We start from the raw sequence: 21686 nt of genomic DNA on the forward strand, positions 1-21686 counted from the left end.
AACGGGCCCGGAAGGTCAGGCACACGGAATGGCTGTGGCGGCAGCGGATACGATGCCGAGGGCAGTACACTCGCCCGAGGGGTGCCGTCCGCATCCCGGCACGGTCGCCGTAATGCAATGGGGGCATCAAGGCGCCACACCGGCGCCGTCGGTAGCCACTCAACTCCGTCACAAGGGACTTGGGGGATGGGAATCAGAACCCAGTGGATCGCAATGCTGGTCGTATTGCTGCTGGTGGTGTCCGCACCACTGGCAACGGCCATCTCGGCACCGGGACTGCCGCCACCGGCCGTGCTCGACGACAACACGGCCGAGTACCACCTTGGCCCCCACGTGAGCTTCCTGCACGATCGCGAAGGGCGGCATGCACTGGAAGATGTCATGACCGGCGCAGCGGCCGGCTTCGCACCGCTTCCCGGTGGCAGCGACGCGCTAGGCTTCCAGCGCGGCGCGTTCTGGTTCCATGCGCGCGTCGTCAATCGCGCCCCGGGACAGACCCGCTGGCTGCTGGTGCAGCAATACCCGCTCAGCGACGACATCCGGTTCCACGCCGTCTACCGCGACGGCCGGATCGTGCGCCACCATGGCGGCGATCACCAACCCTTCTCGGCGCGCAGCGTGCGCTACCGGCATCCGAACTTCTGGGTCGAGCTGCCTGCCGATGAGCCGGTCGACCTCTACGTCCGGGTGCAGAGCGAAAGCTCGATGCAGGTGCCACTGGTGCTGTACACGCCCACCGCGTTCGCCGAGATGACCCGCGACGTCCAGTTCGGGATCGGGCTGTACTACGGGATCCTGCTCGCGCTGTTCTTCTACAACCTGGTGTTGTGGCTGACCACGCGCGATTCGAGCTACTTCTGGTACGTGTTCCACCTGACCGCGTTCGGACTGGTGCTGTTCACCCTCAACGGCCTGGGCTTCGAGTACCTGTGGCCGGAGTCGTCGTGGCTGGCCGACAAGTCGGTGCCGCTTTCGATCTGTCTGGCCCAGGTCGGCGTGCAGCAGTTCGCACGCAAGTTCCTCGACCTGAATAACCGCTGGCGCTTCGGCGACCGGGTCGGACTGGGATTGATCGCCTTCTTTGTCCTGCTCGGCATCGCCTCGGCATTCCTCCCTGTCCGAATCTCGACGCCGCTCGCCTCGGCATGCGTGTTCATCAGCGTCGGCTGGGTCGCGGTGGAAGCCATCGTCGCGATCCGCCTCGGCTATGCGCCGGCACGGATCTTTCTGCTGGCCTGGGCAACCTTCCTGGTCGGCACGGCGATGTTCGCCTCGGTGGCGTTCGCGCTATTGCCCAAGACCTTCGTCACCGAGTACGGCGTGCAGATTGGATCGGCACTGGAAATGCTGCTGTTGTCGGTCGCGCTGGGGTACCGCTACGCCGCGCTTCGAAACGAGAACGAGCGCATCGTCCGCGATGCGAAGCGACAGCTCGAGTACCAGGTCGCCGAGCGCACCCGCGAGCTGCGTGAGGCGCTGGCGCAACTTGGTGATGCCAACGCCCGCCTGCGCGAATCCAACCAGCGCGACGCGCTGACCGGCCTGCACAACCGCCGCCATTTCCACGAACAACTGGTTCCGATGCTGGATCAGGCACGCGCGAACCGGCAGCCGTTGTCGCTGCTGATGATCGACCTCGACCACTTCAAGGAAATCAACGACCGCTACGGCCACCTCGCCGGCGACGCGTGTCTGCGCTGGGTCGCACATGCGATCGGCGACGAACTGCGTTCGCACCGCGCGCTGCTGGCACGGTTCGGCGGCGAGGAGTTCGTGGCCGCCCTGCCCGGCCACGATCTCGACCAGGCGCGAATCGCTGCCGAGAAAATCCGTACCCGGCTGGAGTCGAATCCCTGCGAGACGCTGGGCCGACCCACCCGGGTCACCACCAGCATCGGCGTGCACGAGATCAACCCCGCGGCATCGGGCGGTATCGACTCCGCGATCGAATACGCCGACCGGGCGCTGTACCTGGCCAAGTCGAGCGGTCGCAATCGCGTGCAGACATCGGCCGTGTCGTGATGCCCCCTGCTCATTGCCGGTGGCTGGCATACGCCACCGGCCACCGGCAACCGAAAAGCAACAGCTACCGGTTCAACGCCTCCCGCGCCGCGGCGATCACCCGGCCGTCGGCGACCAGTTGCACGGCGGTCGCGACTTCCGCATCCATCGCGCGGTCGCGCTCCAGGAATGGGATCGCTTCGCGAATCGCGGCATGGGCGGCGGCGACCGCGATGCCGGGACGGAATTCCTCGGCTTCGGCCAGTTCGATTCGCAGGCCCTCGACCTCGGCCAGGAACCCTTCGCGCGCGGCATCGTCGGCTGCCGGTGCACCGGCCACCTTGGCGGCCAATGCCTGCGCAGCGGCGCGACGCGACAGGTCGCGGGCGGCATTGATCATGTCGCGACGCAGGTCCAGCGCCTGCGCGGCGGTGTACAGCTCCAGCGCCAGCACCTTGCCGAGGTCGCCTACCATCGACAGCACGTGGCGTGCCTCGTTGGCGCCCATCGACACGTGGTCTTCGGCATTGGCGCTGGTCGGGATCGAATAGACCGAGGCCGGCATCGCCCGGCTGGACAGGTCGTTGACGATCGCCGCGGCGGTGTACTGCACGATCATGTGCCCGGATTCGGTCGAGTCCTCGTTGCCGATCAGGAACGCCGGCAGGCCGTCGTTGGTGGCCGGGTCGACCAGTTTGTTGAGGCGGCGCTCGGAAATGCTGGCCAACACCGGGATCGCCGCCTTGACGTAGCTCATCGCCAGCGCCAGCGGCATGCCGTGGAAGTGGCCGGCTGAGATCACCTGCTCCTCCACATGCTCTTTCTGCGCGTCGGGGAACACGATCGGGTTGTCGGTCAGCGCGTTGAGCTCGACCTCGAGCACACGCGCGGCCTGCGCCGCCGCATCGCGGACCGCGCCGTGGACCTGCGGAATGCAGCGCAGCGAATAGCTGTCCTGCGGCTGGTGTTTCTTGCCGCCGCGGAACGGACGGAAGCGGGCGTAGAACTTCTCGCGGCCGTGGCGCTGGGTCAGCGGCACCCAGTCCCAGCCGATATCGAAGCGCAGCGCCTGCGATTCCGGCGCGCTCTCGGCAAGCACGCTCCAGCTCTGCGGCAGCCACGGCCGGAAACGCGGGACGAGGTGGTACGGGATGTCGGAAAGCGTGGAGCCCTCAAGCAGACGACGCAGGTTGGTCGCCACCTGCACCTGGCCCGGATGCGGGCGCAAGGCATGTACTTCCTTGGCGAACGCGCCCAGGCGGCCGGCGAAGGCGTCGATGGTCATTGCCGCGGCAAGATCGGCGGTGTCGAGCAGTTCCTCCAGCCGGTGCAATGCCAGTACGCCGCAGGCCAGCATCTGCGCGGTGCCGTTGTTGAGCGCCAGGCCCTCCTTGTACGACAGCGTGACGGGCTTCAGGCCGGCACGGCGCAGCGCCTCCGCCCCAGGCAGGCGATCGCCGTCGAAGAAGGCTTCACCGCCGCCGAGCAGGACGATGGCCAGGTGCGACAGTGGTGCCAGATCGCCCGAGGCACCGACCGAACCGAGCTGCGGCACCACCGGCACCACGCCGGCATTGAGCATGTCGGTCAGCGCCTGCAAGGTTTCGACCCGCACGCCGGAATGGCCGCGCATCAGGGTGTTGATGCGGATGCACAGCATCGCGCGGACAATCTCCGGCGCGAACGGCTCACCGACGCAGACCGCATGGGTCACGATCAGATTGCGCTGCAGCTCCTCATGCAGGGTTTCGCCGCTGGTTTCGACGCCCGGCAGTTCCTCGCGCAGGCGATGCGCGCCGAGCAGGCGGTCGGCATTGCTGCCGAAGCCGGTCGAGACACCGTAGATCGGCTCCTCGCGGCGAACCTGTTCGGCAAGAAAGTCGGCCGCGCGTGCCACCGCGGGCAACTGTTCGGGCGCAAGTTCGACATGGGCGCCATAGGCCACGTCCACCAGTTGTGCGCGGGTCAGCGAGCGGCCATCGAGTTTGATCGGTTTCATTAATTCAACGTCCTTCCAACGCGCGTGATTGTTCCAGTTCGACCTTGAGCGTGCTGGCCAGCTGATCGCGCGCGACCTCGAACTGCTCCTCGCGCTTGAGATCCTTGACCGCGACCACACCGCGCGCCTGCTCGTCCTCGCCGGCCAGCACCACGAAGCGGATGCCGGCGCGCGAGGCGTACTGGAACTGCTTGCCGAGCTTGCGCGGCTCCATCTGCACCTCGGTGTTGATGCCACCGGCACGCAGGCGGCGGGCGATGTCGAGTGCGTCGGGCAGGCCATCGGCATCCATCAGCGCGACCATCGCCTGCACGGTGCTGTCGGCCACGTCGATCACGCCGGCCTCGCGCAGCTGCCAGAACAGCCGGGTCAGGCCGATCGAGATACCGACGCCGGGCAGTTTCGATTTGGTGTAGTGGCTGGCCAGGTTCTCGTAGCGGCCGCCGGAGCAGATCGAACCGATCTGCGGGTAGGCATCCAGGATGGTCTCGTAGACGGTGCCGGTGTAGTAGTCCAGGCCGCGTGCGATCGAGAAGTTGAGCGCGTAATGATTCTCGGGCACGCCCAGCGCGCGCACCAGTTCCAGCACCTCGCGCAGTTCGGCCACGCCCTCGCGCAGCGCGTCGTTGCCGTCGCCGTCGCCGAGCGCATCGAGCCTGGCCATCGCATCGGCATGCGATGTCGAACGCACCTTCACGAAATCGAGGATCGCCGCCACCGTTGCCGTCGGCAGGCCGAAGCCCTCGCCGGTGAGCGTGTCGCGCACGTGCTCCTCGCCACGCTTGTCGAGCTTGTCGACCTCGCGCAGCACCAGCGCCTGCTGCTCGGGGTCGGATACGCCCTGCGCCTCGAAGAAGCCGCGCATCAGCTTGCGGTTGTTGAGCTGGATGGTGAACTTGCCGATCGCCATCTCCGAGAACACCGCATGGATCACAGCCGGCATCTCGGCATCGAAGCGCACGCTCAGGCTGTCCTTGCCGATCACGTCGATGTCGCACTGGTAGAACTCGCGGAAGCGCCCGCGCTGCTGGCGCTCGCCGCGGTAGACCCGCTGCATCTGGTAACGGCGGAACGGGAACGCCAGTTCGTGCTCGTGCTCGGCCACGTAGCGCGCCAGCGGTACGGTCAGGTCGAAACGCAGCGCCAGTTCCGGGCGTCCGGAATCCGCTTTTTCAAGCGCACCGGTGGACTGCACGAAGTAGACCTGGCGCTCGGTCTCGCCACCGGACTTGGTCAGCAATACTTCCGACAATTCCATCACCGGCGTCTCCACCGGCAGAAAACCGAACCGTTCGAAGTTGCGGCGGATGGTGTCGAGCAGGCGCTGGAAGGCAATCTGGTCGGGAGGCAACAGCTCCATCACCCCGGCCGGGGTGCGAGGCTTGATCGGCGCGCTGGTAGAGGGGGTGTGGGACAAGAACGGAACTCCTGTCGGAAGGGGCCACGCGCAGCGGCGCGGGCAAAGGGCGGATAGCCCGACAGTCTAACGGTTACACGACCGGCACCGGATCCACCGGACGAAATCTTCAACGATGCTATTGCCACCCACCGGGCGCCTCATTACAATGGCGCGCTCTGCCGTCGGGGTGTAGCTCAGCCTGGTAGAGCGCTACGTTCGGGACGTAGAAGTCGCAGGTTCAAATCCTGTCTCCCCGACCATCCATTTGCCGGTCATTCAACGATGACCGATGCGAAACGAAGAACCGGCTCCGGCCGGTTTTTTTGTGTCCGGAGTTCGGGGCGCGCCAGACCCTTGAGCCGGCCGGGGCGCGTGCAGCGGGTGAGAAGCGGTGAGACTCCGTGATTCATTTTTGTGACGTAGATCGCATAAAATTCCACCCCCCTTTGCTGCCGCCGATGGGCCGGCAGCCTGCAGCCACGTCGATGAGCCGCGCCTCGTCGCGATCTGACCATGCATTCATGAATACGGCTCTCTGGCTGGAGCAGCCGCCTTCAGCTGGCACGCCAATTGCATAGAAAGCTTCACAAGTTGTGATGGATATCACATTTACAGAACGACTCAGCAGTCACGGACCGAACATGCATCCAGTGCAGCAACTCACCACCGCATTGGCCCTGGCATTGAGCATCATGCCCGGAGCCAGCGTCGCAAAAGACAATGAGACGGCAATTGTCGATATCGAGCACCTGCGTGAGGAGCATCGATGGCTCGACGCGCTGGCCGCGATCGGCCGGGCCCGCGCTGAAGCCCCTGAAAGCCCGGCCCTGTACCGGCTGCAGGTGTTGACCCTGCTCGATCTGGGCAGCAGCCATCAGGCCTGGACCCTGTACCGGGCCCGGCCGGAGCTGTTCGACCGGGCCGAAGCCGAGCGGCTTGAAGGGGCGCAACTGGCGCGGCTGGTCACCTGGGGCGGCCTGTATGCCGAGTCCGAGCAGGCCCGGACGCAGAAGCTGGCCCTGGCCGAGCAGGCCCTGCAGGATCGCCGGGCATCGTCAGGCGGTCCCGACCTGCGCGCCCGGTACGACGAGATCGTGCTGCTCAATCGCCTCGAACGTCACGACGAAGTGGTCGCGCACTATCGTGCCCTGCAGGCCGAACGGGTCGAACTGCCGCCGTACGCGCTGGCCCGGGTCGCCGAGTCGCTGCTCGCCGAGCGCCACCCGGCCGAGGCCATCCCGTTGTTCCAGCAGGTCGAGCGTGAGTTGCCGGAGGACTGGGATGCGCGGCTGCTGCTGGGCTATGCATACTCGGAAAGCGAGGATTTCGACGCCGCCTACGCCCATCTGGAAGCGCTCAAGACCGCTGAACCAGCCTGGCTACGTGTACCCGGAGCACGCCAGGATCATGCCAATCCGCGCCATTACGACGCCGACAGCAACCTCGCCCTGCTCCACCTCTATGGCCAGGACAGCGCCGGCGCACAGCAGCGGCTGGAGGCACTGGCCGTGATCGGCCCCAACAACGCCGGCCTGCAGACCGCGCTCGGCGAGGTATACCGTGCGCGCGGCTGGAGCGAGCGCGCACTGGAACGCTTCAGGATCGCCGGCACCCTGGAACCGGAGCATGTCGGCGCCGCTATCGGCCAGATCGGCGCCCTGCTCGATCTGGACCGGGTCGATCTGGCCCGTCCGCTGCACGACCGTCTGCTGGCCGAGCATCCACGCAATCTCCAGGTCCGGCAGATGGCCCGTGACTGGGACAACCGGATGGGTTGGCAATGGCAGCTGGAAGCCACCAGCGGACGCAGCGATGGCGACGCAGCCGACGGCGGTACCTCTCCCCTCGGCAACCGTGACGGCAGTTACCGGGTCGCGGTCCAGAGCCCGCTGTTGAACGACCGCTGGCGGGCCACTGCCGAAACCCGCGATGCCTGGGCCGACTTCCAGGGCGCGCGCGTGCACGACCACCGCAGCGGCGTCGGCCTGTCCTATGCCTACGACCGGCTGACAGCCAGCGCCGGCGTCGACCGCGCCCACGACGACTGGACCGACCAGGGCACCGGCGGATACCTCAACGCCGGCTGGCGCCTGAGCGATACCTGGCACATCGGCGCCGGCTGGCGCCGCAACACGCCCGAAGGCTCGCTGCAGGCCCGCCGCTCCGGCATCACCGCCGACAGCCTGAGCCTCAGCGCCAGCTGGGTCCCTCGGATTACGGACGCGTGGATGCCGGCCTGCAACAGCTCCGCTACGACGACGGCAACCGGCGCGAGGCGCTGTTTGTTGACGCCGAGCGTCGCTTTGTGACGCGCCCCCACCTGCTGGTCGACGGCCTGCTCGGTGGCTATACCAGCCGCGGCAGTCGCGACGACGCGCCCTACTTCAACCCGGGCCGCGACGGTTCACTGCGGATCGGCGCGCGCCTGGACCACATCACCTGGCGCCACTACGACCGCCACTTCCGCCAGCGCTTCACCGCCAGCGCCGGTCCGTACTGGCAGGAAAGTCATGGCAGCGCATGGGTCCCACAGCTGCGCTACGAACACGAATGGCGCTTCGGCATCGGCCGCCTGCTGCAGTACGGGGTGAACTGGTCGCGGCCGGTCTACGACGGCGTGCGCGAAGAACGCCTCGGCTTCGATCTCGCGTTCCGCTGGGGGGAATGACATGGAACGTATAAATATGAGCCGCACCGACATGAAGCGCACCCTCGTCCTCGCCCTCTGCGCCCTTGCCCTGCTCGCCGCCACGCTGGTATCCGGCCGGGCCGGCGCTGCCGAGCTGTTGATAATCAGCTACCACGACATCCGCGACGACATCGCGCGCAAAGGCGACCCCGACCAGTACGCCGTCAGCACCCAGAACTTCGCCGCCCACCTGGACTGGCTGGCCGGTCACGGCTACCGGCCGGTCGCGTTGGACGACGTGATCGCGGCTTCACGCGGTGAAAGGCCACTGCCCGACAAAGCCGTACTGCTGACCTTCGACGACGGCCTGCGCAGCGTCCATACCCATGCCTTCCCGCTGCTGCGTGCCTACGGTTATCCGGCGCTGGTGGCGGTGGTCACCGACTGGGTCGACCTGCCGCCGCATCGCCAGATCGATTACGGCCCGCGCATGTTCACCGGTGACGACTTCCTGACCTGGGACCAGTTGCGCGAGATGCAGGCCAGCGGCCTGGTCGAAGTCGCCTCGCACAGTCACGACCTGCATCACGGCGTCAATGCCAATCCGCAGGGCAACTCGACCCCGGCCGCGGTCACCCGCATCTTCGATCCGGAGCGGCAACGCTACGAAAGCGAGGCCGAATACCTGGCCCGCATCCGAGACGACCTGTCGACCAGCGCTTCGCTGATCGAACGCGAGCTGGGCCACCGACCGAGGGCGATGGTGTGGCCCTATGCGGCCTACAACAGCCAGGTCAACGCGATCGCCGACGCGCTCGGCATGACGGTGACCTTCGACCTCGAGGGCCGCAGCCAGGCAATCACCGCCGGCATGCATGGCAACGGCCTGCACGGCCTGGCGCGCCTGTTGCTGTTCGACAATCCCGGCATCGACGATCTCGCCTACGAGCTGCGCCACGACGAACAGCTCGAAGGCATGCGCGCACTGCAGATCGATCTCGACTACGTGTACGACGCCGACGCCGCGCAGATGGAGCGCAACCTCGACGCGCTGATCGAGCGGGTCAAGCAGATCGGCCCCAACCATGTGTTCCTGCAGGCCTTCGCCGATCCCGACGGGAACGGTTCCGCCGATGCGCTGTACTTCCCCAATCGCCACCTGCCGCTGCGAGCCGACCTGTTCAATCGCGTGGCCTGGCAGTTGCGTACCCGCGCCGGGGTCAAAGTGTTCGCCTGGCTGCCTGTGCTCGGCTACGAACTGCCGGATGCGCGCCTGCGCGGATCGCTGGCGATCGAAAGCAGCAATCCGGCCGAGACCTTCCGCCTCGACCCGTTCCAACCCGAAGCCCGGCGCATCATCGCCGAGGTCTACGAGGATCTGGCTGCCAGCAGCTACTTCGAAGGCCTGCTGTTCCACGACGATGCCCTGCTGCGCGAGGACGAACTGGCCGACGCCGCCCCGTCCACTCCTGCCGCGCGCACGCAGGCACTGATCGACTTCACCCTCGAGCTGCGTGACGCCGCCGGCAAGTGGCGGCCGAAGCTGCAAACGGTGCGCAACCTGTTCGCCGCACCGGTACTGCAACCGGAGAGCGAGGCCTGGTTCGCGCAGCGGCTCGATGCATTCAACGCCGCCTACGACTACACCGCGGTGATGGCGATGCCGTGGATGGAAGGCAGCGCCCGGCCGCAGGCGTGGCTGGACCGGCTGGTGAAGGAGGTCTGGCGCCACCCCGGCGCACCAGAGCGGACCGTGTTCGAACTGCAGACGGTCGACTGGAATACCGGAAGGCCGATCCCCGCCGACCTGCTGAAGGCACAGGTCAGGCGTCTGCAGGCCCAGGGCGTGCGCCACCTGGCCTGGTACCCGGACAACTTCATCGACGACGTGCCGCCGATGTCCGATGCGCGTGAAGCGATTTCGGCACGTTCCTTCCCCTACCTGGAACCCTGAGGAGCCGACATGGAAAGCATCCCCTTCTGGCTGTTCGGCTTCGCGTTCTACTACCCGATCGTGATGTCGTTCTTCTGGATGTCCGGCGGCCTGTACTACTACTGGCGCCGCGAGCGAAAAGCGCCGCCGCGCACCAGCCCGCCGGCGATGGACCGCATGCCGATGGCCTCGATCCTGATCCCATGCTTCAACGAGAGCGAGCAGGTCGACGAGACGATTGCCGCCGCGCTGGCCCAGCGCTACCCGGACTTCGAGGTCATCGCGATCAACGATGGCAGCAGCGACGACACCGCGGAGAAGCTCGACCGCCTTGCCGCACACCATGAGCGCCTGCGGGTGGTCCACCTCGACCGCAACATGGGCAAGGCGAACGCCCTGCGCATGGGCACGCTCGCGGCACGCTCGGAGTACCTGGTCTGCATCGACGGCGATGCCCTGCTCGACGAATATGCGACCCACTGGATGGTCTGGCACCTGACCTCCGGACCACGCGTGGGTGCGGTCACCGGTAACCCGCGCATCCGCAACCGCTCGACCCTGCTCGGCCGGATGCAGGTCGGCGAATTCTCCTCGATCATCGGCATGATCAAGCGTGCCCAGCGCGTGTATGGCCGTCTGTTCACCGTGTCCGGCGTGATCAGCGCATTCCGCCGCACCGCCCTGCACCGGATCGGCTACTGGGCCGACAACATGGTCACCGAGGACATCGACATCAGCTGGCGGCTGCAGATGGACCACTGGGACATCCGTTACGAGCCCAACGCGCTGTGCTTCATCCTGATGCCGGAAACGCTGAAAGGCCTGTGGCGCCAGCGCCTGCGCTGGGCGCAGGGTGGCGTCGAGGTCATGCTCCAGCACAGCCCGGACCTGCTGTCGTGGCGCAAGCGGCGGATGTGGGCGGTGCTGGGCGAATACCTGCTCAGCGTGACCTGGGCCTACACGATGCTGTTGATCATGGTGCTGTGGGCACTGGGCAAGTTCATCGCGCTTCCGCCCGCGCTGCATATCGAAACGCTGCTACCGCAGTGGCACGGCGTGATCCTGGCGCTGGTCTGCATGCTGCAGTTCGCCGCCAGCATCATCATCGACCGGCGCTATGAAGCCCGGGTCGGCCGCAACTATTACTGGATGATCTGGTACCCGATGGTCTACTGGCTGGTCGGCATGCTGACCACCGTGGTCGCGGTACCCAAGGGCATCCTCAAGCGCCGCAACACCCGGGCCGTATGGGTCAGCCCGGACAGGGGAGTACGATGAAATACGACTCGCTGCTGATCGAGAATTCCAGGTCGCGCCCGCTGGCCGTCCGCACCGCCTGGGGCGTGGTCACCGCGATCTGCTGGGGGCTGTATGCCTACTTGTGGCTGCCATTGCTGACCCTGATCCTGTGGCTTTTCGGCGTGCACACCGCCGCCACCGAGCTGTACCTGCGCAACAACCAGGTGGAGCCGTTCATGCTGATGGCACTGCCTCTGCTCGCGTTGGCCGTCGCGGTGCTGTTGATCAGCTGGGCCGAGCTCAACCGGGCACGGTTCGGCAACCGCGAACGCCGTTCGGCCACTCCTGACGCGAGCGCAAGAGAGGTGGCCGATGCCCTGGGCGCAACGCAGGCGGTCGCCGACACACTGCGGGCCGGCAAGACCATCGTGGTCAGGATGGATGAGCAGGCCTGCCCCCATGCGGCCATCGCACACTCGCGCCCGGTCCCGGAAGGCGAGGCGGCAGCCCTGGCCTGAAATCGGCCCGGCGACCGGACTCTGCCTGTCCGGTCAGGACGTCGTCCGCGACTGCGGATGACGGACCTGGCCCTGGCCACGAACGACGAAGCGCTCGATGGTCAATGCCTCGGCGCCCATCGGGCCGTAGGCATGCAGACGCGTTGTCGAAATGCCGATCTCGGCCCCGAGGCCGAGTTCGCCCCCGTCGTTGAAGCGCGAGGATGCGTTGACCATCACCGCGGCGCTGCGGGTGCCGCGCACGAATGCATCGGCCACCGGAGCATCGGCGGTGACGATGACCTCGGTATGGTCCGAACCAAAGCGGCCGATGTGGGCCAACGCCGCACCGAGGTCGGGCACCACGCGCACCGCGATGACCAGGTCGAGGAACTCGGCCGCGTAGTCGTCTTCGCCCGCCGGCACGACATCAGGGCACAGCGCCCGGGTACGTGCGCACCCACGCACCTCGACATCGCGCTCACGCAACGCCTCCACCGCGCCGGGCAGGAAGGCCGGGCCACGGCTTCGTGCACCAGCAGGGTTTCCAGCGCATTGCATACGCCAGGCCGCGAGGCCTTGCCGTCGACCAGCAGGTCGCGAGCCACGTCGAGGTCGGCGGCCGCGTCCACGTACAGATGGCAAACGCCCTTGTAATGTTTGATTAGCGGCACGCGCGCGTGCTCGGCGACGAAGCGGATCAGGCCCTCGCCGCCACGCGGAATGGCCAGATCGATCAGGTCGGTGAGCTGCAACAGTTCCAGCACGTGTTCGCGCGCCGGGTCGGCCACCAGCGATACCGCCGCCTCCGGCAGGCCCTCGTCGCGCAGCGCCGCATGCAGGCAGGCGGCGATCGCGGCATTGCTCGAGCGCGCTTCCGACCCGCCGCGCAGCAGCACCGCGTTGCCGGCCTTCAGGCATAGCGCGGCGGCATCGGCGGTCACGTTGGGACGCGACTCGTAGATCATCGCCACCAACCCGAGCGGAATGCGCCTGCGCTCGATCAGCAGGCCGTTGGGCAGGGTTTCGCTGCGGGTGACCTCGCCGACCGGGTCGGGCTGTGCGGCGATCTCGCGCAATGCCCGGGCGATCGACGCCAGCCGGTCGAAGTCGAGCCGCAGGCGATCGAGCATCGCGGCCGACAGTGCCGCTGCCTCGCCACGCACCATGTCTTCGGCATTGGCGGCCAGCACCGCTGGCTGGTCCGATTCGATGCGATCGGCCATGCGTTCGATCAGGCGCCGCCTGGCCTCGGGCTCCAGCGCGGCAATCGCCGACTGTGCCGCCCGCGCCTGCTCGGCCAACGCGCGCACGTAGCCGCTCATGAGGCCCCCACTCCACTCTCTCCTCCGGCAATGGAAGAGGGGCCTTTCAGAAGCACCAGGTCGTCACGATGGATCACGGATTCTCCGTAGCGGAAACCAAGGATGGATTCGATGTCGTGGCTGCGCCGCCGCGCGATCCGGCGGATCTCGTCGGCACTGTACTGCGTCAGGCCACGGCCAAGCTGCACGTCATCCTCATCGACGATGACCTCGACCACGTCGCCGCGGCGAAAGTCGCCCACCACCCGCACCACCCCGCCCGGCAACAGCGACGCACCACGACCGCGCAGGGCCTGGGCAGCACCGGCATCGACGAACAGCGAACCCGCACCCGGCGCATGCCGCAACCACTGCTTGCGGGCGCGCAGACGGTCGCCTTGAGCATCGACCAGGGTGCCGCTCAGCAGGCCCCGGGACAGCGCGGCGACGACGTCGGCATCGCGGCCGGAGAACAACACGGTACGGATGCCTGCAGTCGCCGCTTTCGACGCCGCCTCCAGCTTGGTGCGCATGCCCCCGGTGCCAAGCATGCCAGCGTCGCCACCGGCCGCGCGCAGGAGTTCAGGCGTCAGATGTTCGATGCGGTCGATGGCGCGCGCATCCGGGTCGCGATGCGGATTCGCGCTATACAGCCCGCCTATGTCGGTGGCGATCAACAGCAGGTCGGCATCGACCAGCGAGGCCACCGCGGCGGCAAGATTGTCGTTGTCGCCGAGCTTGAGTTCATCGACGGCGACGGTGTCGTTCTCGTTGATGACCGGCAGCGTGCGCAGCCGCAACAGCTCGCGCAGCGTCGCCCGCGCGTTGAGGTAGCGCCGGCGATTGCGCAGGTCGTCGTGGCTGAGCAGCACCTGCGCCACCGGAACCTCGATGAGCTGCTGCCAGAAGCCGATCAGCGATGCCTGGCCCAACGCGGCCAGCGCCTGGCGCAGCACCAGCCCGCTGCCGGTGCTGCTGTTACCGGCGATGCTGTGGCCGGCGAAGCTGTTACCCGCGGTGTGGATCCGGCCACGACCGGCCGCGACCGCGCCAGACGACACCAGCACCACTTCGCGTCCGTCTGCCATCGCGCCGCTGATGAAACCGGCCAACGCTCCGGCATGGCACGCATCCAACCCGCTCTCGCCGGCCAGCAGGCTGCTGCCGACCTTGAGCACGGCACGGCGCCAGTTCGGCAGAGGCTGTGGAGTGAAGTCGGACGCGCTCATGAGGTCATTGGGTCACGGAATTAGTAGCCCGGGTAAGGCGAAGCCGCGCCCGGGAATGCCTGGCGGAACCCCGGGTGCGGCTTCGCCTTGCCCGGGCTGCTTCATTCTGGCCTGCACCAGGCAGGGCCTGGATAACCAAGCATCATGTCGTCATGCCGCGTCGAGCGCCTCCAGCCGCCGCCGCAGCACATCCAGCCGCAACTCGCCTGCCGCGCCCGGCGACACGCGCGCGGCGAGACTGGCATCGGGATCGCCTTGTGCCCAACGCGCCGGGTCGGCGGCCTGGCGATAGGCCTCGCGAAACGGCAGGCCCTCGCGTGCCATGTCGACGGCCAGGTCGGTCGCGTACATCGACGGCTCCAGCGCGGCACGCATCCGGTCCTGCCGCCATTCGAGGTTGCGCAGCAGGTCCGGCAGCAGCTCCAGCGCGCCGAGGCCACGACCGAAGGCATGGAAGATCGCGCCCTTGGAGAACTGCAGATCGCGGTGGTAACCCGACGGCAGCGACAGCAACTGCTCGATCTCGGTACGCGCCGCTGCGGCGGCCGAATAGCTCGCACGCATCAATTCGATCACGTCCGGGTTGCGCTTGTTCGGCATGATCGAACTGCCGGTGGTGTACTGCGATGGCAGTTCGACGAAGCCGAACTCGCCGCTGGTGAACAGGCTCAGGTCCCAGGCCAGCCGGCGCAGGTCGAGCAGCGCCGAGGACAACGCCTCGATCGCCGCCATCTCGAACTTGCCGCGCGAGAGCTGGGCGTAGGTCGCCGCCACCTGCATGCGGCCGAAGCCGAGTGCCTGCGTGGTGTGGTCGCGGTCCAGCGGCAGGTTGACGCCGTAGCCGGCGGCGCTGCCGAGCGGGTTGGCGTCGAGCCAGGCGCGGGTCTGCGCGGCGCGCTGCGCGTTGTCGATGAAGCCTTCGGCCCAGGCCGCCCACCACATGCCCAGCGACGACACCACCGCACGCTGCAGGTGGGTGTAGCCGGGCAGCGGCACGTCGCGCTCGGCCTCGGCCCGCGCCAGCGCGACCTCGGCCACCTCGCGCGACACCGCGGCCACGCACTCCATGCGGTCGCGCAGCCACAGCCGGGTCGCGACCAGCACCTGGTCGTTGCGGCTGCGACCGGTGTGGATCTTCTTGCCGGTGTCGCCAAGACGCTCGACCAGCCGCGCCTCGATCGCAGAATGGCCGTCCTCGTACTGCTCGTCGAGCACAAAGCGGCCGGCACTGAAGTCATCGGCCAGTACCGCCAGCTCGCGCTTGAGCCCATCCAGCTCGTCGTCGTCCAGGATGCCGATGCGCTGCAGCCCCTCGGCATGCGCGCGGCTGGCCTCGATGTCGAACAGGAAGAACTCGCGATCGAGGATCACGTCCTCGCCGGCGAGGAACTGCTGGATGCGCTGGTCGACCTTGACCCCGGGCTTCTGCCACAGCAACTGGCTCATGTATTCCGCTCCGCGACGGGGATGCCCGCCATCTCGTCAAATCCAAAGGCGATGTTGAGGTTCTGCAACGCCTGCGTCGCCGCGCCCTTGAGCAGGTTGTCCTCGGTCGCGACCGCGACCAGCCGGCGCCCGTCCGGCGACAGCGTGAAGCCGCCCAGCTCGACGTCGTGGCGGCTGGCGATGCGGCTGACCCAGGGCGTCCCTTCGACCACCCGCACCAACGGCTCGCCGGCATAGCGTTCACGGTAGCGCGCGACGATCTGGTCGAGCTCGAAAACAGCCGCCAGCGGCATGTTGGCGGTGATGGTCAGCCCGCGAAAATGCGGCGCCACGTGCGGAAGGAACTGCACCTCGTGACCGAGCTGGCGGGTGACTTCGCGCTCGTGGATGTGGTTGGTCAACGCATACGGCATCAGGTTGTCGCGCAACAGCTCGACGTCGTTCTTGTCCGACGGCGTGGTGCCGGCACCGGAGTAGCCGGACACGCCGAAGCACTGCACCGGCCCGGCCAGTGCATCGAGCATCGGTGCGACGACCAGCTGCATCGCAGTCGCGTAGCAGCCGGGGTTGCTGATCCGCCGCTGCCCGGCGTATCTGTCCCGGGTGAGTTCCGGCAGGCCGTAGTACCAGCCATCGTCGAAACGATAGTCGGCCGACAGGTCGACGATGCAGGTATCCGGCGCCCGCGCATCCACCGCGGCCACGAACGGCGCCGCCTTGCCGTTGGGCAGTGCCAGCACCAACGCATCCACGCCCTGCCCGGCCGCCTCGTCGGGCCCATGGGAGACATACGACAGATCACCTTCGTAGTCCGGCTCATGATCGGAAAGCTTCTGTCCCGCCCGCTCGCGCGACGACACGAAGGCCAATTCGAACCGGGGGTGCGAGGCGAACAGCCGGATCAGTTCCGACCCGACGTGGCCGCGTGCACCAACGATGCCGATCCGGCGAATCACCGTGCCACCTCCCGTGCCGCATCCGCCAGCGTGGGTTCACGCCCGGCGCAATGCGCCACGCAGCGCTCGATCTCGCCAAAATCCTCGATCCCGTACCAGAACACTTTCCACTTCTCCTGCCGGTAGCAGCCGTCCGATTCGGAGTAGTAGAACTGATTGACCGCATTGCCGTGCCGCGAGCGCCAGAACAGGCGCGGGTTCTGCTCGCGCATGACCAGCCAGACCGCACGGCCGAGGCCTTCGCCCTGTGCATCGTCGAGCACGGCGAACTTGTCGAGGTAGATGCCCTCTGCTTCCCGGGTGAGGACTACCGCGGCACGATAGTTCTCGCTGACATAGGCCCGGTACAGCGGGGTGCGTTCGAAGTAGTCCGGCAACAGCCTGCGGCCGAACGCGGATTCGACCAGCCCTCGCAGGCGGGCGGTGTCCAGTTCGTCCCAGGACGACACCTCCAGCACCCGCTCGCCGCGCCGCACCAGGGTACCCGAGCCCTTGTGGGTGAACAGCTCCTTGGCCAGTTCCGACGGCTTGGTGATCGACACCGAGGAAGCCAGCGGCAGCTTGTCGAGCAGGTCCTTGATCTGTTCGATCTTCACTCGCATGCCGCCGTTGATCCACGACTGTGCGATCAGATGGTCGTACTCGGTCGACAGGTTGATCGAATCGATCACCTTGCCCTTGTCGTCGAGCAGACCACCGGTGCCGGTCAGGAACACGATCTTGTATGGCTGCAGTACCTGCACCAGTTCGTTGGCGGCAAAGTCGGCGTTGACGTTGAGGATCTGCCCGCCCGCGGTCTCGCCGAGGCTGGCGATCACCGGAATCGATCCGGCATGGAGCGCGGCTTCGATCGGCGCCAGATTGACCCGCTTGACCTCACCGACCAGGCCATAGGTATCGCGGTCGAGGTATTCGGACTCGAACACGCCCGACACGATCGATGTCGCACGGGCGTCGAAGGCCTGCAGCGCCTCGACCAGTTTCAGGTTCTGGCTCTGGAACACGCGGCGCACGATCGCCAGTGCCTCCGGCGAGGTGACGCGAAGGCCGTCGACGGTCTGCTTCTCGATGCCTGCCGCAGTCAGTTCCGCGTCGAGCTGGGGACCTGCGCCGTGGATCACGATCGGGGTCAGGCCGACGTCCTGCAGGAACGCCAGCGACGAGGTCAATGCGTCGAGGTCATCGCGCAGTACCGCGCCGCCAACCTTGACCACCGCGAAGCGCGATGCGTCGAGCTGCGAGAAACGCTTGAGGTACTGACTGATTTCCTTCGCGCTGGCCATGCTCGACAGCAGCCGGACGATGGTCTGGCGGGTCTGGATGTCGTGGCTGGAAAGTTTCGCGTTCATTCGTGTGTGTGGGATCCACGTAGCCCGGGCAAGCGGAGCGCACCCGGGACTGTCTTGATGCTTCCCCGGGCGCGGCTTTGCCTTACCCGGGCTATGGTCAACTGTTGAGAATCCGGACGATCGACTCGGTATAGCGCTGCAGCTGCTGCAGCTCTACCCACTCGTCGGCGGTATGCGCCTGGGCGATGTCGCCCGGGCCGTAGACGAAGGCGGTCATGCCGGCGGCGGAAAACAGCGAGGCCTCGGTCCAGAAATCGACCGCATTGCCGATCGGCAAGCCGAGTTCGTCGGCAAGATCGCGCGCGGCCAGGCGACGCTCCTCCGCCCGTGACACGTCCCCCGAAGGCAGTGACGGCCCGCGGAACGTCTCTTCGTATTCGGCGAGTGCGTCCGGATTGGCCATATCGCGCAAGCTCGCATGCAGCGCATCGATGTCCTGCGACGGCAACGGGCGGAAGCCGAACCGCACTTCCGCACTCGGCGCGATCATATTGGCCTTGATGCCGCCCTCGACCTTGCCGATGTTGAAGCGCAGTCCGGTCAAGCCACCAAAGCGCAGGTGTTTCTGGGCTTCGACATGGTCCAGCGCCGACACGCCCCAGCGCATCGCGTTGTGCAGCGCGCTGAGCGACAGCGCGTTCTCGGCCGAGGCATGGCCGGCCTGACCCTTGAATGCCATCCGTACCGCACTGATGCCGCGATGGGCCAGCACCGCCTCGCAGCGGGTCGGCTCGGCGATGATCGCTTCGTCGAAGCCATGATCGGTGCCGAGGAAACCTGCGATGCAACGCGCGTCGTTGGCTTCCTCGTCGGTCGAGAACAGGAACGCGGCATCGCCCGTGGTCATCGAGGCCGCGGTCACCAGCCCGGCCGCCGCGCCCTTGATGTCGCAGGCACCGAGCCCGATCGCGCGATCGCCCTCGACCCGCAGCACGTGCGGATCGGCGCTCCACGCTTCCGACGACGGCACCGTGTCGAGATGGACGTTGAACAGCCGCTTCGGATTGCCACGCACGGCCAGCATCGACACCGCGCCGGCACCGTGATCGGTTACCCGCACTTCGAAACCCGGCAACTGTTCGCGCAGGTAGTCGAAGATGCCACCGGTGCCGATTTCACGCGGCGGGTTGCGGGTGTCGAACGACACCAGCGCTTCGAGATGCTTGAGGGTCTTGGAGAGCACGCCGGCCGACCCTCAGTCCTGTCCACTGCGGTTGATTTCGGCCCACAGCGTGCTGCTCATGCCGAACAGCTTGATGAAGCCCTCGGCCTCCTCCACGCCCCAGTCCGCCGACTGCGCGTAGGTCGCGCCCTTGGCATTGAGAATATGCGGCGAATCCACGGCCACCGCATTGACGAGGCCGCCGGTGGTTTCCAGCGTGACCTCGCCGTTGACGGTCGACTGGCTGGAGGCGAGGAAGGCCTCCAGGTCGGTCTTGAGCGGGTCGTGGAAGAAACCTTCGTAGACCAGCTCGACCCACTTGCGTGCGACATCGGGCTTGAAGCGGTTCTGCTGCTTGCTCAGCACCGCCTCCTCCAGCGCGCGGTGCGCGGTGAGCAGCGCGACCAGGCCCGGGGCTTCGTAGACGATGCGGCCCTTCAGGCCGATGGTGGTGTCGCCGGTGTACATGCCGCGACCGACGCCATATCGCGCGAACAGGCCGTTGAGCTTCGCGAGCAGCTCGTGGCCGTCGATCTTCTCGCCGTCGAGCGCGACCGCCTCGCCGTTCTCGAAGCGCAGCTTCACCTGAAGCGCTTCGGCCGGCCATTCGGCGCGCGGCTTGCACCAGCCACGTGCGCCCTCGCCCGGGGCCTCCCACTTGTCGATCTCCCCGCCGGACAGGGTCACGCCGAGCAGGTTCTCGTTGATGGTGTAGCTCTTCTGCTTGGCACGCACGCCGAAGCCGCGTTCCTCGAGGTAGGCCTGCTCGTAGGCACGGGTCTGGGTGTGTTCCTTCTGGATTTCACGAATCGGTGCGACGATCTCGTAGTCGCCCGACGCCTTCACCGCCAGGTCGAAGCGCACCTGGTCGTTGCCCATGCCGGTGCAGCCGTGGGCGATCGCCCTCGTGCCCAGTTCGGCGCAGCGCCGGAGCGCGGCGTCGACGATCAGGTAACGGTCGGACACCAGCAGCGGATACTGGCCCTGGTAGCTCGCGCCCGCCCACACGAACGGCTTGACGAAGCCCGACCACACCGCAGGGCCGCCATCGACGGTGACGTGGCTGGCCACGCCCAGTTCGGCCGCGCGCTTCTCGATGAAGTCGCGCTCCCCGGCATCGACGCCGCCGGTATCGGCGAACACGGTATGCACGTTCCAGCCGCGCTCCTGCAGGTAGGGCACGCAGAAGCTGGTGTCGAGGCCGCCGGAGAAGGCGAGGACGATGTCTTTGCTCATGGTCGAAAAGTCTCTGTCTTTGTTCCCCCTCCCCCGCTTGCGGGGAGGGTTGTGGTGGGGCAACGGGGTGCGGCGATGCCTGCCCTCACCCCAACCCCTCTCCCGCAAGCGGGGAGAGGGGCTTCAAACTCATTGGCCGATCAACGCTGCCATGATCGCCTTCTGCACGTGCAGGCGGTTCTCCGCCTCGTTGATCGCGATGCATTGCGGGCTGTCCATCACCGCGTCGGTGGCCTTGACGTTGCGGCGCAGCGGCAGGCAGTGGCTGAACACGCCGTTGTTGGTCAGTGCCATCTTCGCCTCGTCGACCATGAAGTGCTTGTACTGGTCGCGGATCGGCTTCTCCGGCGCCCAGTTGCCGAAGTACGGCAGCGCGCCCCAGCTCTTGGCGTAGACCACGTCGGCGCCGGCGTATGCGCTCTCGATGTCATGGCTGACGGCCAGCGAACCGCCGTTCTCGGCGACGTTCTGCTCCGCCCACCCCATGTAGCGCTCGTCGAGGATGTACTGCTCGGTCGGGCACAGCAGGGTCACGTCCATGCCCAGGCGGGTGGCAATCGTCAGCGCCGAATTGGCCACCGCGGTGTTGAGCGGCTTGGGATGGTAGGTCCAGGTCAGCACGTACTTCTTGCCGCGCAGGTCGCTGGTGCCGAAATGCTCCTGCAGCGCCAGCGCATGGGCCAGTTCCTGGCAAGGATGGGTGATCGTCTCCATGTTGATCACCGGCACCGGCGAATACTTCGCGAAGCTCTTCAGCACCCGGTCCTCGCGGTCATTGGCCCAGTCGACGAACTTCGGGAACGCACGCACGCCGATCAGGTCGACGTAGCGGCCCAGCACCTGCGCGACCTCCTTGATGTGCTCCTCGGTATCGCCGTCCATCACCGTGCCGAGGTCGAACTCGATCGGCCATGCGTCCTTGCCCGGCTGCAGCACCACGGCGTGGCCTCCGAGCTGGAACGTGCCCAGCTCGAAACTGGTGCGGGTGCGCATGGACGGGTTGAAGAACACCAGCGCAATCGACCTGCCCTTGAGCTGGTCGCCCAGCCTGTTGCGCTTGAATCCGGCCGCCTGCTCCAGCAGCGCATCGAGGTCGGGACGGGACCAGTCCTGGGTATTCAGGAAGTGCTTGAGGGTCATCGAATTCTGCCTTTCTTGGGAAGTCCGCACATGGATGTGCGGGGGTGTCGCGGATGGAAACGCAATAAATCGCCCAAAACAAAAAAGCCCAGCGGCGAGGCTGGGCTTTTCATGTGTCACCCGTGTATCACGGATGCTTCACAAACAGGCGATGTCGCCTACCCAAC

The 21686-nt window shown here is 66.8% G+C and carries 15 protein-coding genes, 1 tRNA gene and 1 pseudogene; 7 read left to right on the forward strand and 10 right to left on the reverse strand.

From position 1 onward, the window contains the following. Positions 1–186 precede the first annotated feature (186 nt). Positions 187–2022, forward strand: a complete 1836-nt coding sequence (locus FKV23_RS10105) for a sensor domain-containing diguanylate cyclase (RefSeq protein WP_167285150.1) — start codon at positions 187–189, stop codon at positions 2020–2022. Between the two features lie 64 nt (positions 2023–2086). Here the strand turns inward: FKV23_RS10105 and FKV23_RS10110 are convergent, their stop codons facing one another. Together FKV23_RS10110 and hisS are read right to left on the reverse strand one after the other, a co-directional pair. Further along, entirely contained in the window at positions 2087–4000 is a 1914-nt protein-coding gene (locus FKV23_RS10110; RefSeq protein WP_141623734.1) for an HAL/PAL/TAL family ammonia-lyase, read from the reverse strand. Between the two features lie 4 nt (positions 4001–4004). Next, positions 4005–5417, reverse strand: a complete 1413-nt coding sequence (gene hisS, locus FKV23_RS10115) for a histidine--tRNA ligase (RefSeq protein ID WP_141623735.1) — start codon at positions 5415–5417, stop codon at positions 4005–4007. A 165-nt stretch (positions 5418–5582) separates the two neighbouring features. Here hisS and FKV23_RS10120 point away from each other — a divergent pair. The 6 genes from FKV23_RS10120 to pgaD all read left to right on the forward strand — a co-directional run bounded on the left by FKV23_RS10120 (position 5583) and on the right by pgaD (position 11718). After that, a tRNA-Pro gene (locus FKV23_RS10120) sits at positions 5583–5659 on the forward strand. A 381-nt stretch (positions 5660–6040) separates the two neighbouring features. Then, entirely contained in the window at positions 6041–7708 is a 1668-nt protein-coding gene (locus FKV23_RS10125) for a tetratricopeptide repeat protein (RefSeq protein WP_167285151.1), read from the forward strand. Continuing rightward, positions 7624–8067, forward strand: coding sequence for a hypothetical protein (locus FKV23_RS10130; protein WP_341867554.1), 444 nt, complete (start codon positions 7624–7626; stop codon positions 8065–8067). The genes FKV23_RS10125 and FKV23_RS10130 overlap by 85 nt, the downstream gene beginning before the upstream one ends. Before the next feature lie 16 nt (positions 8068–8083). Further along, positions 8084–9982, forward strand: coding sequence for a poly-beta-1,6-N-acetyl-D-glucosamine N-deacetylase PgaB (gene pgaB, locus FKV23_RS10135; protein ID WP_141623738.1), 1899 nt, complete (start codon positions 8084–8086; stop codon positions 9980–9982). A 9-nt stretch (positions 9983–9991) separates the two neighbouring features. Continuing rightward, positions 9992–11239, forward strand: coding sequence for a poly-beta-1,6-N-acetyl-D-glucosamine synthase (pgaC, locus tag FKV23_RS10140; RefSeq protein WP_141623739.1), 1248 nt, complete (start codon positions 9992–9994; stop codon positions 11237–11239). Next, complete coding sequence (pgaD, locus tag FKV23_RS10145) at positions 11236–11718, forward strand: poly-beta-1,6-N-acetyl-D-glucosamine biosynthesis protein PgaD (protein ID WP_167285153.1); 483 nt, start codon at positions 11236–11238, stop codon at positions 11716–11718. The genes pgaC and pgaD overlap by 4 nt, the downstream gene beginning before the upstream one ends. A 33-nt stretch (positions 11719–11751) precedes the next feature. Here the strand turns inward: pgaD and FKV23_RS10150 are convergent. The 8 genes and pseudogenes from FKV23_RS10150 to FKV23_RS10185 form a co-directional block, all read right to left on the reverse strand. Then, positions 11752–13022: pseudogene (locus tag FKV23_RS10150) on the reverse strand (glutamate-5-semialdehyde dehydrogenase). Further along, the gene (gene proB / locus FKV23_RS10155; protein ID WP_141623741.1) at positions 13019–14230 is read right to left on the reverse strand and encodes a glutamate 5-kinase; all 1212 of its coding nucleotides are present in this window, start codon (positions 14228–14230) and stop codon (positions 13019–13021) included. Before proB ends, FKV23_RS10150 begins: the two are co-directional and overlap by 4 nt. A gap of 150 nt (positions 14231–14380) precedes the next feature. After that, positions 14381–15676, reverse strand: a complete 1296-nt coding sequence (argH, locus tag FKV23_RS10160; RefSeq protein ID WP_141623742.1) for an argininosuccinate lyase — start codon at positions 15674–15676, stop codon at positions 14381–14383. Then, positions 15673–16632 carry an N-acetyl-gamma-glutamyl-phosphate reductase gene (gene argC / locus FKV23_RS10165; RefSeq protein WP_141623743.1) on the reverse strand — a complete coding sequence of 320 codons (960 nt, stop codon included), beginning with the start codon at positions 16630–16632 and terminating at the stop codon, positions 15673–15675. Before argC ends, argH begins: the two co-directional genes overlap by 4 nt. Further along, positions 16629–17981 carry an acetylglutamate kinase gene (locus tag FKV23_RS10170; RefSeq protein ID WP_141623744.1) on the reverse strand — a complete coding sequence of 451 codons (1353 nt, stop codon included), beginning with the start codon at positions 17979–17981 and terminating at the stop codon, positions 16629–16631. The genes argC and FKV23_RS10170 overlap by 4 nt, the downstream gene beginning before the upstream one ends. 97 nt (positions 17982–18078) lie before the next feature. After that, positions 18079–19164, reverse strand: coding sequence for an acetylornithine deacetylase (locus FKV23_RS10175; protein ID WP_141623745.1), 1086 nt, complete (start codon positions 19162–19164; stop codon positions 18079–18081). A 12-nt stretch (positions 19165–19176) separates the two neighbouring features. Further along, positions 19177–20379 carry an argininosuccinate synthase gene (locus FKV23_RS10180; protein ID WP_141623746.1) on the reverse strand — a complete coding sequence of 401 codons (1203 nt, stop codon included), beginning with the start codon at positions 20377–20379 and terminating at the stop codon, positions 19177–19179. Between the two features lie 129 nt (positions 20380–20508). Beyond that, the gene (locus tag FKV23_RS10185; protein WP_141623747.1) at positions 20509–21519 is read right to left on the reverse strand and encodes an N-acetylornithine carbamoyltransferase; all 1011 of its coding nucleotides are present in this window, start codon (positions 21517–21519) and stop codon (positions 20509–20511) included. Positions 21520–21686 lie beyond the last annotated feature (167 nt).

The sequence above is a fragment of the Lysobacter alkalisoli genome (assembly GCF_006547045.1).
GTDB lineage: Bacteria > Pseudomonadota > Gammaproteobacteria > Xanthomonadales > Xanthomonadaceae > Marilutibacter > Marilutibacter alkalisoli.

What these genes read in the sequence shown, in the direction of transcription:
- proB (WP_141623741.1), bottom strand. Translation starts at nt 14,230, where the DNA reads ATGAGCGCGTCCGACTTCACTCCACAGCCTCTGCCGAACTGGCGCCGT.
- FKV23_RS10185 (WP_141623747.1), bottom strand. Translation starts at nt 21,519, where the DNA reads ATGACCCTCAAGCACTTCCTGAATACCCAGGACTGGTCCCGTCCCGAC.
- pgaB (WP_141623738.1), top strand. Translation starts at nt 8,084, where the DNA reads ATGAGCCGCACCGACATGAAGCGCACCCTCGTCCTCGCCCTCTGCGCC.
- pgaD (WP_167285153.1), top strand. Translation starts at nt 11,236, where the DNA reads ATGAAATACGACTCGCTGCTGATCGAGAATTCCAGGTCGCGCCCGCTG.
- FKV23_RS10170 (WP_141623744.1), bottom strand. Translation starts at nt 17,981, where the DNA reads ATGAACGCGAAACTTTCCAGCCACGACATCCAGACCCGCCAGACCATC.
- FKV23_RS10105 (WP_167285150.1), top strand. Translation starts at nt 187, where the DNA reads ATGGGAATCAGAACCCAGTGGATCGCAATGCTGGTCGTATTGCTGCTG.
- FKV23_RS10180 (WP_141623746.1), bottom strand. Translation starts at nt 20,379, where the DNA reads ATGAGCAAAGACATCGTCCTCGCCTTCTCCGGCGGCCTCGACACCAGC.
- pgaC (WP_141623739.1), top strand. Translation starts at nt 9,992, where the DNA reads ATGGAAAGCATCCCCTTCTGGCTGTTCGGCTTCGCGTTCTACTACCCG.
- FKV23_RS10125 (WP_167285151.1), top strand. Translation starts at nt 6,041, where the DNA reads ATGCATCCAGTGCAGCAACTCACCACCGCATTGGCCCTGGCATTGAGC.
- argH (WP_141623742.1), bottom strand. Translation starts at nt 15,676, where the DNA reads ATGAGCCAGTTGCTGTGGCAGAAGCCCGGGGTCAAGGTCGACCAGCGC.
- FKV23_RS10110 (WP_141623734.1), bottom strand. Translation starts at nt 4,000, where the DNA reads ATGAAACCGATCAAACTCGATGGCCGCTCGCTGACCCGCGCACAACTG.